The following is a 15,327-nucleotide window of genomic DNA, read 5'->3' on the forward strand; positions in this document are numbered from 1 at the left end:
CCCCACCTGAGGCGGTTAAGTGCCAGAAACAGACGTCCCAATAATTTGAATGCTTAACTGTAGTGAATATCTTCATCTTTAGTATATAAAATATAATTTAACTCATACCACTGGCAATACCTCATTGGACAAATACTCTATTAGATTTTCATTACGTAGCACGCCGTCATAGAAAATATAACCCCAGGAATTAATAGACTTTTCTAGAGCCATATCACGAAAATTTTCAAGTCTTCCCCTTACATTCAAACCTTTATGGCGCATTTTTCCCACAAGACGCAGTAATCGCAAATAATTGATCTGAAAATAACGATAGTAGCGTGCATGTATTTCTAATTCTGTTATATGTCTCGAAATCAACCCTTGCAACTCTCTATCAATATCAGGGTGAGGATAAAGTTCAATTGAAGAAGGTGCATTAAATGGCTCACGAATATCCAAAATAAGCACTTGTTGTTCTATGAAATTATCAAAGTAAGGGTGAATGAAAAGTCGTTTACCTTCCTCATCATTTATCTTAACGCTTTTTGCTCCTTGGCATATATCACACATTGGGAAAAGATTTACTAAGGTAACAGAAAACTCAGGAAAAATATCTTTTGGTAAATAATGGTCAAGAGTATTAGGTGTACCATCTTCACCGCATGCCGGGCAATAATCCAACTCACGATTTCGCAATTTTTCCAGAAGGGGTTTCTGAACAGATTGATCCCCTGGATATAGATATAGATTTTTGAATCGCCCATGAACTGATAGGTCATCCATCTCTTCCCATTTTTCAATATGCTCTGAATTACCACCAAATTCAATATATTTGGTGACTCGCATTATCCAAGCATCTTTGATCTGGGAAAAATAAGCTTGATGTTTTCCTCTCTGGCGCTCTTCAACAATGCGCTCAAGTAATTCAAGATCATTTAGATCCAAATGAGGGTAGTTAAGGCGTATCACCACTTATCCTCCGCCATTGCATAGATCTGAATTAACATCTCTTCGTTAATGTTGTCACCTAAGGCTTCGATAAGTTTTTTTGCGTTTCCATACTCTTCCAACTTTTCTAGTAGCCACGCCTCGAATGGTTTTGAAATAGATTTATCGCCGAAAACATAAGACGAAATCCGCTGTATATCTCCACCAAATGTTTCAAAAGGAGGGTGATTAATAAATAAACCATCATTAGTGCGCTCAAAAACATGGACACAATGTCGGGGCAATTCACGCACAGTTACTAACGAATGTGTGGCCAGCAAAGCCTTGGAACCATAGTTACTGAGAATTTTCTTCAACATTTGGATGAAGGCAATTTCGAGCGTAGGATGTAAGAATAGTTCAGGTTCATCAATTAAGATAAGACTGTTCCGGCGCATTGCTCCCAAGATATTCGTAACCATGTAGGAAAACAGCCGCTGGCCTGAACTCAATTCAATAGGTGAATTTCCCTTAAGGAAAACAATGCCAGTGCGGGCGTGGAGATACTGACGTAATCTTTTTGTATCAGGTTCATCCATACGGTACGGACGAATCGGAATATATACATCTGGTTGCTCATTGCTATCAATTTTCTCATCGACAATGACGTATGAACTATCCGGTGCCCATACACCTTCTTCAAATAATTGAGTTACATCTTCAAAACCAGAAACACCAATGGCGATATCGTCAAAATCAATTGCGGTTTTGAGCACAGAATAAAGAGTGGAAACCTTATTAGACCAATTAGTAATTGCACCGTATTTAAGATCATCTTCAAGGCATGATATTAAGGAATAAGCAGCATTAAGATGAGGCCATTGTCGAGATAAACGGATTGTTCTATTCCCTTTACCTTTAGCACCCTTTAATGTTTCATAAGTGCGCAGGCCAAAATATCGATAAACTCCATGATCTTTTCGCTCGTTACCACTCTTAATATCGACTGCTTCACTATCAAGTTGGAACAGCTCAAATGGACTATAAGAAACTACGATTATCTGATTAATATTAGGTTCCTCTTTGAAACCTACTTCATTTTTTTCACCCGGAACCAGTTTAAGCCAGTCATCGACAATCTGAATTAAAGCTTGTGATTTCCCAATACCATTAGGACCAATCAGGACATTAATATCATGTGGCAGTGGCGTGACTGTAGCAAAGTTCAGACTCAAGGGTTGAATGTCTCCCGCAGATGTCCGAAAGCGAAAGATCATGTTGCCTATACTTATCCCCTGTCTGCTTAAAAAACGCCATCCATCAAGAAATGCTTTAATAGACCCACGCTCACGTTGGAGTGACTTCTTAAAGCCATTTGAACTAACTAATTCTAAGCTATTGGCATCTTCAAGAATATGTACCATGTAACTCGCATCACAGAGAATTTCTGCAACCTCAATGGCAGCATTCAAGCCAAGGTGCCCATCTATTAGTTCGTAAAAAGTAATATCTTCCGGATTTGAAATATAGGATAAATCTTTAATAGGGAATACACCATCCCATCCTTTTGAGACAAGTTCATCAAGATAACTGAAAGACGTCATTTGATCTTTGATCAAAATCTTAAGTGTCGGAAGCTCAATCTGTTTGCCATCAACCTGACAGTATGTAGGGAAGGATGTCTTGTAATCGTAGTCATCCCATCGGTCGAATAGTAACAGGATGACAGTATGATGCGATTTAAGAATCGCCTCCCGTTTTACGTTATCCTTTCCTACATAAATTACGTCCATATTAGCCTCTCTCTAATCGACAGTCGTTGAGGATTACTACTTTTCCTTTTATTTATCACTTAAATTCGTTCGTGTCGAATTTTTAGTCACCATCTGCGTTTAGAACTTGCAGAGACATCGTACATAACCAAAAGATTGTATTAACAAATGTTGTAATAGAATGAGTTCTTGCGTACAGTCGTGGCCTAACCATATGGATTTAAACAAGAAATTATTTTAACGCCTTCGTTATATTAATGTAATCAAATGCCGGTACATACGCTTGTCGATCATAGCTGCTCTACCTAACTTCTTTATGATCAGTTTTGTGCAAAAAGCCAAAACCATAAACAACTTGAGATGTTATCAATAGAGTTTAAATAGTTTATTAAGATTGTTTAACACTAATATTAAAACTTCCATGTTTTAATGCTTACAATGGATGTAAAAATAAAAACATCATGCTTAATTTTTATGATTTAGCTTGCTCTCCTTCTGGAGGGGGTAATCTTTTTCGTATAACAGTTATACATGCTGAAACGGAACTTTCTGTTCTTTTCCATAAAATTAGTAATATAATTCCAATAACGAACCCAACTATAACTATTAGCACATAGACGATCATAACAACCGTGGATTTTATTTCCGTAACGAGTAATGAACAAAAAATTGCTGATGCGAAAGATAACAAAGCAATTGCGATAGTAAGATAAATAGAATCCGGTGAACCTCGTTCTATAGTCAGCAATTCGTCTTCAGATATCTCATATATAGTTAACGTATCAAGTTTTGCGCGGCGAATGGCAACAGTAAATCCATCCCCTTTCTCTGTTGTCTGTGTCATAATTATGCCTAAAGAACCCTAACTGATGCATTAACTGTCCCAGAATATCCCCCTAAGTCGATAACCAAATTCCAGCGTCCTGAACGTGGAGCAGTTAACCTTACGGGGGACTTAGTTGTATGTCCACCATAGTACTGATGCTGCATGCCTTTTTTATATTTTGTAAAATTGAGGTCATCCATCAGACGTACATTTGCTTGTTTATCTAATGTAACTTCAACAATATTATCGCTCGTTAAATTAAGGTTGTAATGCAAAAAATTCATTTATAGTGGCTCTCTTTAATAACCTACTAAATATCAAGAAAATAAACTACACCATTCGCTATTTAAGTAGTAAATAGTGCTGCTATGGATTCGTAACCAGATAGAAAAACAAACATTTTGCAGTGGCATGTCAACACCGACCTTTATATTTTAGCTGGCTGAGTTAATTAAATCAATCTGCATTCCATTGATTAACACAAGGTGATGTTTAAAAAGCGCCCTCGGCTGCCAGAACAATTTCATCCTTTCGCACTTCGCTCACAGCAGACTTTAAGCTTCAGTTTGAGCTGGTACACCTCTTAGTGAGCGATGATACTCTCTATTTACGAAGCTTACTGTTAAGTCGTGCACGTTGAGTAAATTTATCATCCCGTGCAGTTACACCTAAATTTTCGACCGGACATAAAGATTTTCCTGCTGTAAGCATCGCTGCTTTGCGTCACTCTCCCGATGAACAGATAACCGGGAGAGCCTCATGCGTCACACCAGAAACCTCATTGCCCTGCTGATAGCCACACTTCCCATTCTGCAGTGTCACGCCTCCGAGAAAGACGAGCTTGCGCTTGTCATGCGTCAGCTGGATCAGGTGCAGGCCGGGCTTGACCGGGCCCGTGTCGCGGCAAACCAGACTCAGGATGCCCGCTTTTATTTCGACTATCTGCAGGCGACACGCGATATCACCACCATGAAGCAGGGTATTTCCGCCTATCTGGAACCCTCCAGGGCACAACCCGCATCCCGGCAGTCCGCTGTTACCGGCCAGTATCGTGCTGAGGAACCCGCATGGCGATGAACGGCGCGCAACTGAACGGGTGGAGCGCCGGCACCGGCAGCAGCCTAACGCCCGGACAACTTAACACCCTCATTCTGGGGTTGCTGGCCGTCGTCATTCTTCTGTTCTGCGCCTGGGCGCTGGTTCAGGCCTATCGCGGGATTGCCTCCAAATCCGTGACGTTTCGTCAGTTCAATGAACTTGCGGTAAGGCTGATCGTGCTTTACCTGGCAACGCTGTTTCTGTTTTTCCACTAAAAGGACACCTCAATGAAATCCACATTACTCAGGCTTTACCACTCTGCATTCGCACGCGCCGGGCTGTTGCTGACGGGTTTTCTCATCAGTGGTCAGGCGCTTGCTGATCTCCCGCCGGTTGAGCAGCCCACGACCGGCGGTGGCGGTGGCACCTATAACACCATGATGGGGTACGCCAAAATGGGCGGGCTGGCACTCGGGCTGTTGATAAGCGTTGGGGCCTTCCTCGCGGTCGCCCATGCCGTCATTACCTCTTTCCACGACATCCGTAAGGGTAAAGGCTCCTGGACGGAATTCCTGCTTTACGGGGTGGTTGGCATCATTCTCATCCTCGCCGTCATCTATCTGGCCACTAAAGCCTCTGACATTTTGTAAGGAGCCAGCATGGCCGTCATCGACTTCCTTCCTGATCGTCTGAACAATCCGCCCGTGGTGTGGAAAGGCTTCACGTCTGGTGAGTTTCTTCTGGCGGCCATCATTGGCGTCGTCGCCGGCATTCCACTGGCGGTGCCGCTGGCGCTGGTGCCATTTATCGGCTGGCTGGCATTTCCCACCTGCATGCTGCTGATGCCGCTCATTGTCATCTTCCTGGGTGGCGGCTGGATTGCTGGCTATAAACGTGGCAAGCCGGAAAATTACATCTGGCAGCGGCTGGAGGAAATCCGCTGCCGGGCCCGCCTTTCACGTTCACTGGTACTCGACAGCCGGGCGTGGGAGATGAAGCGAACCCGGGCCATGCCGCAGAGAGGTGAGCGATGAGCCGGTTTCGTAACGGTATGACCGCGCGTGATAATCACATCATTTCGCTTCGCATCGCCTGTGTGCTGCTGTTCGCCGGCCTGCTGGTCACAGGGATTGGCTGGATGCGCGCGCCTTCCGAACTCACCATCCATAACCCACCGGACCTGCGATCGGGCAGCACGCGAAAATGGTGGGAGGTTCCGCCGTCCACCGTATACAGCTTTGCGTTCTATATCTTTCAGCAGCTGAACTCATGGCCCAAAAATGGTGAAGTGGATTATCCGGCCAAAATTGCCCAGATGAGCCCTTATCTGACGCCGTCCTGCCAGGACTTTCTGAATAAAGACGCAGAGATGCGTAAAAACAGCGATGAACTCCGGGACCGCGTACGCGTAGTGTATGAAATTCCCCGCCGGGGCTACAGCAGCCGCAGCGTCACTATTCTCGATCAGGACAACTGGATCGCACGGCTGGATTTAGTGGCAGACGAGTATTACCACACCGAGTCGGTCAAGCGCGCGCTGGTCCGGTATCCCCTGAAAGTGGTGCGCTGGGAAGGTGATCCGGAGCGCAATCCCTTTGGGCTGGCGCTGGATTGCTATGCGGCTACGCCTCAGCGGCTTGAAGCTGTCACCCTGCCTGAGCCGGAGAAAAAGTGATGGGAAACCGGATGAAAAAGTATTCACTCATTTTTCTCGTCAGCCTGTGTTTTCCCTGGATGGCGAACGCCGTCGAGCTGATGAAATGGGAGCGTATCCCGCTGCAGGTCCCCCTGACGGTGGGCCAGGAGCGTATCGTTTTTGTGAATAAAAACGTGCGCGTTGGCTTTCCGCCCTCGCTCAACAACAAGCTGCGTATCCAGAGCAACAGCGGCGTGGTCTATCTTGATGCCAGCGAAGCGTTTCCGGTAACGCGACTTGAGCTGCAGAACAAAGAGAACGGGGAGATTATCCTGCTGGATGTCTCTGCGGCACCCGGTAAAACCACGCGTGAACCCGTGAAAATTGTCTATGACGGTGAAGTGGCCACCGTATCTGCCAGTGACAGGCAGTCCGTCAGCAGCGACGGGGACAGCACCGGACGTCAGGCGAAGCAGCCGGATGTGGATGCTCCTCAGCAGGATCGTAAGCCCGCAAAACTCAATGCTCCTCTGCCTGTCGTGCTGACCCGCTATGCGGCTCAGAACATGTATGGTCCGCTGCGTACGGTTGAACCGGTGCCGGGTATCAGTCCGGTTTCACTAAAGCTGCCGTCCGCTGTTACCACACTGATGCCTTCAGAACCCGTCAGCGTTACACCGATGGCAGCATGGAGCCTGCAGGGCAGCAGCGTGGTTGCGCTGCAGGTCCGTAACCGTTCAGCCGGCAAAGTGATTCTCGATCCGCGCGCGCTGGAGGGGCAGTTTATTACGGCCACCTTCCAGCACCGCTGGCTCGGCCGTGCAGGTACGCCCGAGGATACAACGGTTCTTTATCTGGTTACGTCCGGGCGCCCGGAGGGGGCATTCATTGCCGAACCGCCGTCGCAACAGCCTGCTGACAGCCGTAAGCGGAGAAAAAAATAATGAAAGCACCTGCCTCTAATCTCATCGTTAAAATTGCCGTGCCGGTGGTGCTGGCCGGCGCCATTGTCGTCGGCGTGAAATCCTGCTCAGGGGGCGGAAATCATCCGGCGATGACAGGCAACGCAACCAGTTCCGCGCTGAAAGACCTGTCGCCGGAAGACCTCAAGGCTGCGGGGATCGAGGGTGACACGCCGCAGGACACGCTTCGCACGGTGGTGGGAAATTTCCGCAAAGTTCAGGACCGTCTTGATTCGCTCGCGGACGATAACAAAAAACTCACTGACGAAAATAAAGCCCTGAAAACCACCAACAGCAACGTGGACGCACAGATCAGCCAGGCGGTGAGCAATGCCCGCAATGAGGAAGCGCAGAAACGCCAGCAGCTCAGCGCTCAGGTCACGGATCTCAGCTCACAGGTCAAACGGCTGATGGATCAGCTGCAGAATGGCGGTGCCGGCACGGAATCCGGAAAAACCAGCAGCCCCGGCAGTGATATTCCGATCGGGCTGGGCTACGACAGCGGGCTGAACAGCGGCGCTTCCGGCGTATCGTCTTCTTCTGATGGCCTGCAGTGGATTGAGCCCAGAGACGGGGTATCCGTTGATGCAAGCGGCCGGCCGGTGACCGACAGCAACAGAAACAACGCGACCGGTTTCTCCTTTGCCACTTCGTTTTCCGAAGCGGGTGAAGCAGGAAAACAGGCGGCAGGAAAAGCAACCGCAATGGTTCAGACTCAGCTTACGGATGCGCAGAAGGCGACCGTTCCGGTATTTACGCTTCCGGAAAACTCCACGCTCGTAGGCAGTCAGGCGATGACCGCCTTACTGGGGCGTATTCCCGTAGATGGTAAAGTCACTGATCCCTATCCTTTCAAGGTCATGATTGGCAGGGATAACCTGACGGCGAACGGCATCGAGCTTCCCGATGTTCAGGGGGCAATCGTGTCCGGTACCGCGACGGGGGACTGGACGCTGTCGTGCGTGCGCGGGTCTATTACCAGCATCACGTTTGTCTTTACCGACGGCACCGTCAGGACGCTGCCCTCTCCGGATGGCCAGAACAGTGGCGGCAGCCAGAACAGCGGCAACGCGAACGGTAATAACAGCAGCATTGGCTGGCTGTCAGACGACAACGGCATTCCCTGCATTTCAGGCACGCGTAAAAGCAACGCCTCAACCTACCTGCCAACCATCACCACACTTGCGGCCGCCGGTGCGGCGGGTGATGCCGTGGCGGAAAATCAGAATACCGGACAGACCAACGCCTACGGTGGCGTGACTTCAACTCTCACGGGTGATGCCGGTCAGGCCGTGCTGGGCAAGGCGCTTTCCGGCGGCATGCGGGAAACGATCGACTGGGTGAAAGCCCGCTACGGACAGACATTTGACGCCATTTATGTACCGCCGGGTCAGAAGGTGGCGCTGCATATCACGCGACAGCTCGCCATCGATTACGAAGAAAAAGGCCGCAAGGTTAAATATGACTTCAGCCTGGCCGGCAATGGCACAGGCATGGACTGACGGGGATTCCAATGCAAAACACCAACCTTGAGTATCGAGTGGGGTATACCCCACTCAGTGGACGGCTGTATGCCGGTTATGTCCGGAAAGATAATGGAAAGTGGGGGGGTTCTCCCCATGAGGTGACCGACTGGGCCATGTTTGCGGTTGGCCAGAAACTGGCCCGGGAAGAGACGGATATGCTGTTTCCCCTGCCTGACGGTCGGGTGATGCGAGTGTCTGCAGTCATTACGGACCCTGAAACGACGGAGGATGCGAATGCACAGCGCTAAACCCCGCCTGGTGTTGCCTCTGACACTGATGCTGTCGTTATTACTGGCCGGCTGCAGCACGTCCAAAGACGAGATGCTGCCGCCCGGAGACAGCAGCATGCTTGAGCTCTGGAATGATGGCGCCTCTGCGACACATGCAACCGGCGAAAGCCGCACCACACTGCGCCGTCCGGTTACGGACAGCGAACGCGTTATTTCTCAGCAGACGCGCGAAAGCTACAGCCGCACGCAGGAAAACGAAATTCAGCAGACGTTTCCGCGCCTGCCTAATCCCGACATGGTCATGTACGTGTTCCCGCACCTGGCCGACGGCAATACGCCGGTTCCCGGCTACAGCACCGTTTTCCCGTTTTACAGCCAGGTACAGTATGCGCTGCCTGGTGAGCGCACGGAGGATCTTTAATGGCTTTTTCTCTTTTTCGCCGTCGGGCCGACGCGCAGGCGCCGCATCAGTATGGAGATGGTCCGTTTTCCATTAACGGGCATGAACCGCTGACGCGGGAGGGGCGGCTTACCCGCCGTGATGAAGCTAAGCTGTATGATACTGCGCCTTCCATTATCGACCACATCCCGTGGGGCGAGTATCTTCCTGAGCACCAGTGCATCCTGCTTGATGATGGCGTATCGGTCGGCGCTGTTTACGAAGTGATCCCGGTTGGGACCGAGGGACGACCAGACTCACGGCTTGATGAAATTCGTGACGTGGTGGAAAACGCCCTGCAGGACAGCCTTCCGGAGCTGGATGCTCACCAGTGGGTGGTGCAGTTTTACTGCCAGGACGAGTCAGATCTGACCGTCTACATGGACGGAATCAGGGGGTATGTGAAGCCCAATGCTCAGGGAACGGCTTTTACGGAAGCCTGGCTGACAGAGCAGGAGCGGCATCTGCAGAACGTGGCCAGCGAAAAGGGCCTGTTTCTGGATGAGGCCGTCACCGGTGCGCCCTGGCGCGGCCAGATCAGACGTACACGTATGGTGATTTACCGCTGGGTTGAATCACCGTATCGCGACCCGATGGCACCCGAGGTGTTGCTGAAACAGGTTTGCGATCGTCTGACCTCAGCAATGAGTGGTGCGGGTATCCAGTGCCGGCTTCAGAACGGAGAGCAGATCCACAGCTGGCTGCTGCGCTGGTTCAATCCCGATCCGAAATGGGTGGATAAAGCGACACTTTATCGTTGTGCAAAACACACTGACGATGCGCCGGGTGAATTACCTCTGCTGAACGATTTCAGTGAAAGCCTGTGGTTCACCCGCCCGCGCAGCGACGGGGAGAAAGGTGTCTGGTGGTTTGATGATGTGGCGCATAAAGCTGTTCCCGTGGCGCGTCTGCGTAATGCGCCCTCAACAGGTCACCTGACGGGAGAGGTCAAACGCGGTGAACATATCAATGCCATTATGGACCTGCTGCCTGAGGGCACCGTGCTTGCCCTGACGCTGGTCATTCACCCTCAGGATAAGCTGGAGGAAAACTTTGCCCGCCTGAGCCGCGATTCAATGGGTGAAAACGTGGACTCCCTACGCGCGCGCGAGGATGCCGCCACAGCCCGCACTTACCTGGGTAATAAACATAAACTGTATCGGGCTGCCATTACCCTGCTGATTAAAGCCCGGGACCTTCCATCGCTGGATAAGCGCTATCTTGATCTCAGCAGCAAGCTGCTCAACTGCGGCCTTGAGCCGGTTAACCCGGAGCATGATATCGGTCCGCTCAGCACCTATATGCGCGCATTACCCATGTGCTTTAATCCGGCACAGGACCGGCATAACTGGTATACGCGCCTGATGTTCGTGCAGCATTTTGCCTGCCTGGCACCGGTCTATGGTCGTGATACCGGCACCGGCAACCCGGGCTTCACCTTCTTTAACCGGGGCGGTGGCCCGCTCTCGGTCGATCCGCTTAACAGAAATGACCGCACGCAGAACGCGCATCTGATGCTGTTTGGGCCAACCGGTGCCGGCAAGTCCGCAACCGCGCTGGTCAAGCTTGCCCAGATGATGGCCATCTATCGCCCACGTATTTTCCTGATAGAAGCAGGCAACAGCTTCGGCCTGTTTGGTGATTACTGCGCCTCCCTGGGACTGAGCGTACATCGGGTCAGTATCAAGCCCGGTAAAGTTATTTCTCTCGCACCGTTCGGTGACTCACATCTGCTGATGCAGGCAAAACCGGATGAACTGATCATCAGTGAAGACGCTCTTCCGGATATTGATGACGATGAAGATAAGGATGAAGAGCGTGACGTACTCGGTGAAATGGAAATTGCCGCCCGCCTGATGATCACCGGCGGAGAAGCTGCAGAAGAATCACGATTAACACGCGCAGACCGTGGCATGATCCGTGAGGCCATCATGATCGCCGCCCGCACGGCTTTTGAGGAAAGCCGGCAGATGTTGCCTGAAGACCTGATGTTTGCGTTGCAGAATATTGCCCGGGATAGCAGCCAGGGAGAATACGGCCGGGAAAAGCGAACTGCGGCACGTCGTTCACGCGCGGAAGAAATGTCCGAGGCGCTCCGGATGTTCACTGAAGGCTTCGAAGGCGAACTCTTCAACCGTCCAGGCACCCCTTGGCCAGAGGCTGATGTCACGATCGTTGACCTGGGTACGCTGGCCCGTGAGGGCTATGAGGCGCAGATGGCCGTTGCGGTCATTTCTCTGCTTAACTCAATCAACAATATCGCTGAGCGCGATCAGTACAGCGACAGGGATATTATTGTGCCCATTGATGAAGGACATATCGTAACGACTAACCCGCTGCTCGGACCTTACGCGACAAAAATTGCCAAAATGTGGCGTAAGCTGGGCACCTGGCTCTGGATTTTCACCCAGAACCTCGAGGATTTCCCTGATACCGCTAAAAAAATGCTGAACATGGCGGAGTGGTGGATCTGTCTGGTAATGCCTCCGCAGGAGGTCGAGCAGATTGCCCGTTTCAAGACGCTGACAGCAGAACAACGTGAAATGCTGCTTTCAGCGACGAAGGTCCCCCGGAAATATACTGAAGGCGTCATTATTTCAGAGAAGGTGCAGGCGCTCTTTCGTGCGGTTCCCCCCAGTCTCTATCTGGCGCTGGGGATGACTGAAAAACCAGAGAAAGCCGAGAGACGACAAATCATGAACGAATTAAATTGCAGTGAACTTGAGGCTGCGTTTCACGTTGCGCGCCGGCTTGATGAAAATCGCGGACTGAGTATCTGACAGGGGAACCCATGAAGAAACTGACTATGGCACCGCCAGTGGTCGTAGCGGATAAGGCGCTGATTGCGTCTGTCATTTTTACCGTGCCACCGCAAGGGACGGCATCAATTGGTCAGTCCGACAGTGTCTCACTGGAAATACTGCAGCGCGAGATCACAAGTCGGCTTGATAAGCCGGTTCTGATTTCAGTCTTCCCTCACCGCGTTGGGCGCCGCAGTTGCGTGGCGGTACATTTGACGGATGCCGGCGGGAAAAAACTGGATATTCTCATCACAGTAACCGGTAACACGCTGTGGCCTGGTGAAGCTGAGTTCGAAAGCAGTCTGCGCTGGAATATCTGCGTGCCGGATGCCACCGATATGTTATGGGTGCTGAAGGAGATCGACAGAGTTACAGACGGCGAGGTGTTCAGTTAAATCGGCCCTGCCTGTTTGTCAGGCAGCGGTTTCAGGCTGTCTGACAAACAGGGAGGCTGCGGGTGCGGGCGGCATAGAGCCCGCGTTTATTTTGACTCATTCGGGTTGAGCCTTTTCAAATTTACTTTATTGACTGCGTAATTACACCTGACTTGACTACCCATTTGCATTTTACTTGGCGACCGTTTGCAGATTACCTGACCATCGCCAACTAAAATTGGCGTATGGCTCACATCTTATGACGAAGCCCGAACTAAACGGCAGCAATGTGCCAAGAGCGGACATTGTGTCTCTCGATTCAGGCGGCCAAATTCAATAAACCACTTCATACTCACTGTTCAGCCGCGATGTGTGCGCTGTGTTGCCGTTATTGCAATCACATCCTAAGAAGATTTCTGAGAAACGCAATTAACTTCAATGATATTATACCCAAGAACCTCAAGATGTAGGATGGTAGTACTTAAACAAGTTACCGCTACTGTTGCCTTGGTCTCCGGCTCCTGCAACTTGAAGTATCATGGGTATATATACAAAGGAAACGCTGGGAAACCGGGGTAAAGTTTGCGTGTCACAAAGCCCCGAACCGTTCCGCGGTGCATCACATAGCAATCACCTATCCCTGAGGTAACTATATGGACTTTACAGAATATCAAGAAGAAATAATCGAAGATGTTAAATCTTGCCTTGAAAACTTACAAGTCCAACCCATTTTATTCATGGGTGCAGGTATTTCACAACGATATATAAAAGCGCCTGACTGGGAAGGTCTGTTAAAGCAACTAGCGGAAATATGCCCCTTGATCAAACGCCCTTATGGTTACTACAGCCAAACAAGGGGTGATAACAAACCATTGATTGCTAGCGATTTTTGTGACTTCTATGCTGAATGGGCTTGGGATGATGGCAAGGAGCGCTATCCAGAAACATACTTTGAAGGAACGACTCCAAAAGATATTTATATTAAGCATGAAATTGCATCCATTCTGAATGAATTATCAAACTCCGTTGATTTCTCGAACATGGAATATACAGAGGAAGTTCAGAAATTAAGGAAAGTAAAACCTCATGCCATAATCACAACAAATTATGACGACACATTAGAAAAAATATTTGACAATTATCAGGCCATAGTTGGTCATAACGTTGTTAAAGTGAATTATTCATCTTATGGCGAAATCATGAAAATTCATGGTAGCAGTCATGAAGTTGAAAGTATTGTTATTACAAATGAAGATTATGTTGATTTCTATAAACGCAAGAAATATATCAGTGCAAAATTGCTAACATATTTTGCTGAACACCCCTTGTTTTTCTTTGGATACAGTATCAATGATGAAAACATTAAGGCAATTCTCTCTGATATTGATGAAATCATCGCTCCCAATAATGCATTGATTCCAAATATTTATCTTGTCTCCTTCAGTAAGGACTGCGAGGCCACGGGTTCTCATCAGAAGGAATTGCTAATCGGTGTTGGTGAGAATAAAAGCGTTCGAATCAAGGTGATATACGCAAATGATTTCGGTTGGATTTTTGATGCGTTATCATCTAATACACCGGAAATTAGCGTTAATCCAAAACTTGTGCGTGCATTTCTAGCCAGAACGTACACATTCGCATCAGAATCCCTAGTTAAACAAGAGCTTCCATACGATTTTGAGATGTTCCGCAATATTGCAGAGCATGATGATGCATTAGCTAAAATGTATGGAATCGCTGAACTCAATAATGGGCAGGCACTAAATGCTAGTTTCCCATATACAATGTCTGATCTGGCAAGGATTCTCGATATGGGATCGTGGCACTATGTTAATCAAGAATTCGAAAAATTAAGAAAACTAACCGACTTCAACATTAAAGCATCAGACAACAATTATCATGTTTTCATTAAATCTGGGAAAAGTGGTGTCGGAAAATACTCACCTGAGGCACTTGACTTATTGCGAAAGTTAATAAACGGGGAACAATTTGAGTTAAACCCATAATTAAAGATAATGCACACAATGACGTTATATTAAAGAGGCCGCTGCGAGAGACTTTTTTGCAGCAGCCTTTTCAACATATGGGCATATCTAACGAGCCAGTGATTAGACATTTTCACTGAATCTTGACATATCTTCCTGAGTTAAATAGTTTTTTTTACAGTTGTTTTACGTCCGATCCTCGCTCTTAGCTGCCAGTTAATCTGGCCGGGTTTTGACTGCTTTTTTGTTTGAGATGACCAAGTGAAATGCAAATACGCGGTCAAGTAAAATGCAAACGAGTTGTCAAGTGAATGCAAAAAAACAATTGACAAAACAAACGTGTTTTTGTATTTAAATACTTGCCTGGTGTGATCTATATACCCGTCCAATCATTCCTCTCACACCGGGTCAAAGCCTTATCCAAACGGATGAGGCTTTTGTTTTGTCGTTACGGCAGCTCCACTTTTCCTGCATCAATATCCATCACTGAAACGGCTCTGAATCTTATACAGACGCCGTGTTTCGCTTCTGCGACCATCAGGCGTGAGATTGGCCGCCATATCCAGACATCGCTCTCTGCGGCGGGCTATGGCCTCGCGTTCGGCATCTTCCGTAATCTGATCCATCACGGTCAGCCAGCGGCGTGCAGCGCGTCGCCATAAGCCCCTTCTTTCCAGTGATTCTGCTACAGTGTCTTTCAGTTCCATATGCCTCCACCGGGGTCACTCTTGCCTCATCAGTGCCATCTATTCTTTCATAATGGTAATCACAGTTGTTTATTTCACCCAGAGCGCATTCACAGAAAATGGACTTCCGTCTACAAACAGGA

At 48.9% G+C, this 15,327-nt stretch carries 17 protein-coding genes; 12 read left to right on the forward strand and 5 right to left on the reverse strand.

What is annotated here, in order from left to right; translation table 11 throughout:
• Window positions 1-102 precede the first annotated feature (102 nt).
• The 4 genes from C1Y43_RS08655 to C1Y43_RS08665 form a co-directional block, all read right to left on the reverse strand.
• Window positions 103-954: a hypothetical protein gene (locus tag C1Y43_RS08655; RefSeq protein WP_199189149.1), complete on the reverse strand. Its 852-nt coding sequence runs from the start codon at window positions 952-954 to the stop codon at window positions 103-105.
• Complete coding sequence (locus C1Y43_RS08660; protein WP_104187941.1) at window positions 948-2,702, reverse strand: AAA family ATPase; 1,755 nt, start codon at window positions 2,700-2,702, stop codon at window positions 948-950. Before C1Y43_RS08660 ends, C1Y43_RS08655 begins: the two co-directional genes overlap by 7 nt.
• A 451-nt stretch (window positions 2,703-3,153) precedes the next feature.
• Complete coding sequence (locus C1Y43_RS23610; RefSeq protein WP_146068651.1) at window positions 3,154-3,525, reverse strand: hypothetical protein; 372 nt, start codon at window positions 3,523-3,525, stop codon at window positions 3,154-3,156.
• A gap of 8 nt (window positions 3,526-3,533) precedes the next feature.
• The gene (locus C1Y43_RS08665; RefSeq protein WP_104187943.1) at window positions 3,534-3,791 is read right to left on the reverse strand and encodes a DUF1883 domain-containing protein; all 258 of its coding nucleotides are present in this window, start codon (window positions 3,789-3,791) and stop codon (window positions 3,534-3,536) included.
• Window positions 3,792-4,266: 475 nt separating this feature from the next.
• Here C1Y43_RS08665 and C1Y43_RS08670 point away from each other — a divergent pair, with 475 nt between their 5' ends.
• The 12 genes from C1Y43_RS08670 to C1Y43_RS08730 all read left to right on the forward strand — a co-directional run bounded on the left by C1Y43_RS08670 (window position 4,267) and on the right by C1Y43_RS08730 (window position 14,519).
• Window positions 4,267-4,584 carry an RAQPRD family integrative conjugative element protein gene (locus C1Y43_RS08670; RefSeq protein WP_104187944.1) on the forward strand — a complete coding sequence of 106 codons (318 nt, stop codon included), beginning with the start codon at window positions 4,267-4,269 and terminating at the stop codon, window positions 4,582-4,584.
• On the forward strand, window positions 4,575-4,820 hold the full coding sequence (locus C1Y43_RS08675; RefSeq protein WP_058770096.1) for a TIGR03758 family integrating conjugative element protein: 246 nt from the start codon (window positions 4,575-4,577) through the stop codon (window positions 4,818-4,820). The genes C1Y43_RS08670 and C1Y43_RS08675 overlap by 10 nt, the downstream gene beginning before the upstream one ends.
• 12 nt (window positions 4,821-4,832) lie before the next feature.
• The gene (locus C1Y43_RS08680) at window positions 4,833-5,195 is read left to right on the forward strand and encodes a TIGR03745 family integrating conjugative element membrane protein (protein ID WP_104187946.1); all 363 of its coding nucleotides are present in this window, start codon (window positions 4,833-4,835) and stop codon (window positions 5,193-5,195) included.
• Between the two features lie 9 nt (window positions 5,196-5,204).
• Entirely contained in the window at window positions 5,205-5,579 is a 375-nt protein-coding gene (locus C1Y43_RS08685; RefSeq protein ID WP_104187948.1) for a TIGR03750 family conjugal transfer protein, read from the forward strand.
• Window positions 5,576-6,220, forward strand: coding sequence for a PFL_4703 family integrating conjugative element protein (locus C1Y43_RS08690; protein ID WP_058770099.1), 645 nt, complete (start codon window positions 5,576-5,578; stop codon window positions 6,218-6,220). Before C1Y43_RS08685 ends, C1Y43_RS08690 begins: the two co-directional genes overlap by 4 nt.
• Window positions 6,221-6,231: 11 nt before the next feature.
• On the forward strand, window positions 6,232-7,125 hold the full coding sequence (locus tag C1Y43_RS08695) for a TIGR03749 family integrating conjugative element protein (protein WP_233209821.1): 894 nt from the start codon (window positions 6,232-6,234) through the stop codon (window positions 7,123-7,125).
• Window positions 7,125-8,645, forward strand: a complete 1,521-nt coding sequence (locus C1Y43_RS08700) for a TIGR03752 family integrating conjugative element protein (protein ID WP_104187952.1) — start codon at window positions 7,125-7,127, stop codon at window positions 8,643-8,645. Before C1Y43_RS08695 ends, C1Y43_RS08700 begins: the two co-directional genes overlap by 1 nt.
• An 11-nt stretch (window positions 8,646-8,656) precedes the next feature.
• Window positions 8,657-8,917 carry a hypothetical protein gene (locus C1Y43_RS08705; protein WP_104187954.1) on the forward strand — a complete coding sequence of 87 codons (261 nt, stop codon included), beginning with the start codon at window positions 8,657-8,659 and terminating at the stop codon, window positions 8,915-8,917.
• Entirely contained in the window at window positions 8,904-9,320 is a 417-nt protein-coding gene (locus tag C1Y43_RS08710) for a TIGR03751 family conjugal transfer lipoprotein (RefSeq protein WP_104187956.1), read from the forward strand. The genes C1Y43_RS08705 and C1Y43_RS08710 overlap by 14 nt, the downstream gene beginning before the upstream one ends.
• Entirely contained in the window at window positions 9,320-12,118 is a 2,799-nt protein-coding gene (locus C1Y43_RS08715; RefSeq protein ID WP_104187958.1) for a conjugative transfer ATPase, read from the forward strand. The genes C1Y43_RS08710 and C1Y43_RS08715 overlap by 1 nt, the downstream gene beginning before the upstream one ends.
• An 11-nt stretch (window positions 12,119-12,129) precedes the next feature.
• On the forward strand, window positions 12,130-12,534 hold the full coding sequence (locus C1Y43_RS08720; RefSeq protein WP_058770103.1) for a hypothetical protein: 405 nt from the start codon (window positions 12,130-12,132) through the stop codon (window positions 12,532-12,534).
• A 632-nt stretch (window positions 12,535-13,166) separates the two neighbouring features.
• Window positions 13,167-14,519, forward strand: coding sequence for an SIR2 family protein (locus tag C1Y43_RS08730; protein ID WP_104187962.1), 1,353 nt, complete (start codon window positions 13,167-13,169; stop codon window positions 14,517-14,519).
• 452 nt (window positions 14,520-14,971) lie between these two features.
• Here the strand turns inward: C1Y43_RS08730 and C1Y43_RS08735 are convergent, their stop codons facing one another.
• Window positions 14,972-15,205, reverse strand: coding sequence for a PerC family transcriptional regulator (locus C1Y43_RS08735; protein ID WP_104187964.1), 234 nt, complete (start codon window positions 15,203-15,205; stop codon window positions 14,972-14,974).
• Window positions 15,206-15,327 lie beyond the last annotated feature (122 nt).

Source organism: Pantoea sp. ICBG 828, from assembly GCF_002928355.1.
Taxonomy (GTDB): Bacteria; Pseudomonadota; Gammaproteobacteria; order Enterobacterales; family Enterobacteriaceae; genus Pantoea; species Pantoea dispersa.

Coding starts and splice junctions, on each gene's coding strand:
- C1Y43_RS08660 (WP_104187941.1), bottom strand. CDS start 2,702: ATGGACGTAATTTATGTAGGAAAGGATAACGTAAAACGGGAGGCGATT.
- C1Y43_RS23610 (WP_146068651.1), bottom strand. CDS start 3,525: ATGACACAGACAACAGAGAAAGGGGATGGATTTACTGTTGCCATTCGC.
- C1Y43_RS08665 (WP_104187943.1), bottom strand. CDS start 3,791: ATGAATTTTTTGCATTACAACCTTAATTTAACGAGCGATAATATTGTT.
- C1Y43_RS08670 (WP_104187944.1), top strand. CDS start 4,267: ATGCGTCACACCAGAAACCTCATTGCCCTGCTGATAGCCACACTTCCC.
- C1Y43_RS08675 (WP_058770096.1), top strand. CDS start 4,575: ATGGCGATGAACGGCGCGCAACTGAACGGGTGGAGCGCCGGCACCGGC.
- C1Y43_RS08680 (WP_104187946.1), top strand. CDS start 4,833: ATGAAATCCACATTACTCAGGCTTTACCACTCTGCATTCGCACGCGCC.
- C1Y43_RS08685 (WP_104187948.1), top strand. CDS start 5,205: ATGGCCGTCATCGACTTCCTTCCTGATCGTCTGAACAATCCGCCCGTG.
- C1Y43_RS08690 (WP_058770099.1), top strand. CDS start 5,576: ATGAGCCGGTTTCGTAACGGTATGACCGCGCGTGATAATCACATCATT.
- C1Y43_RS08695 (WP_233209821.1), top strand. CDS start 6,232: ATGAAAAAGTATTCACTCATTTTTCTCGTCAGCCTGTGTTTTCCCTGG.
- C1Y43_RS08700 (WP_104187952.1), top strand. CDS start 7,125: ATGAAAGCACCTGCCTCTAATCTCATCGTTAAAATTGCCGTGCCGGTG.
- C1Y43_RS08705 (WP_104187954.1), top strand. CDS start 8,657: ATGCAAAACACCAACCTTGAGTATCGAGTGGGGTATACCCCACTCAGT.
- C1Y43_RS08710 (WP_104187956.1), top strand. CDS start 8,904: ATGCACAGCGCTAAACCCCGCCTGGTGTTGCCTCTGACACTGATGCTG.
- C1Y43_RS08715 (WP_104187958.1), top strand. CDS start 9,320: ATGGCTTTTTCTCTTTTTCGCCGTCGGGCCGACGCGCAGGCGCCGCAT.
- C1Y43_RS08720 (WP_058770103.1), top strand. CDS start 12,130: ATGAAGAAACTGACTATGGCACCGCCAGTGGTCGTAGCGGATAAGGCG.
- C1Y43_RS08730 (WP_104187962.1), top strand. CDS start 13,167: ATGGACTTTACAGAATATCAAGAAGAAATAATCGAAGATGTTAAATCT.
- C1Y43_RS08735 (WP_104187964.1), bottom strand. CDS start 15,205: ATGGAACTGAAAGACACTGTAGCAGAATCACTGGAAAGAAGGGGCTTA.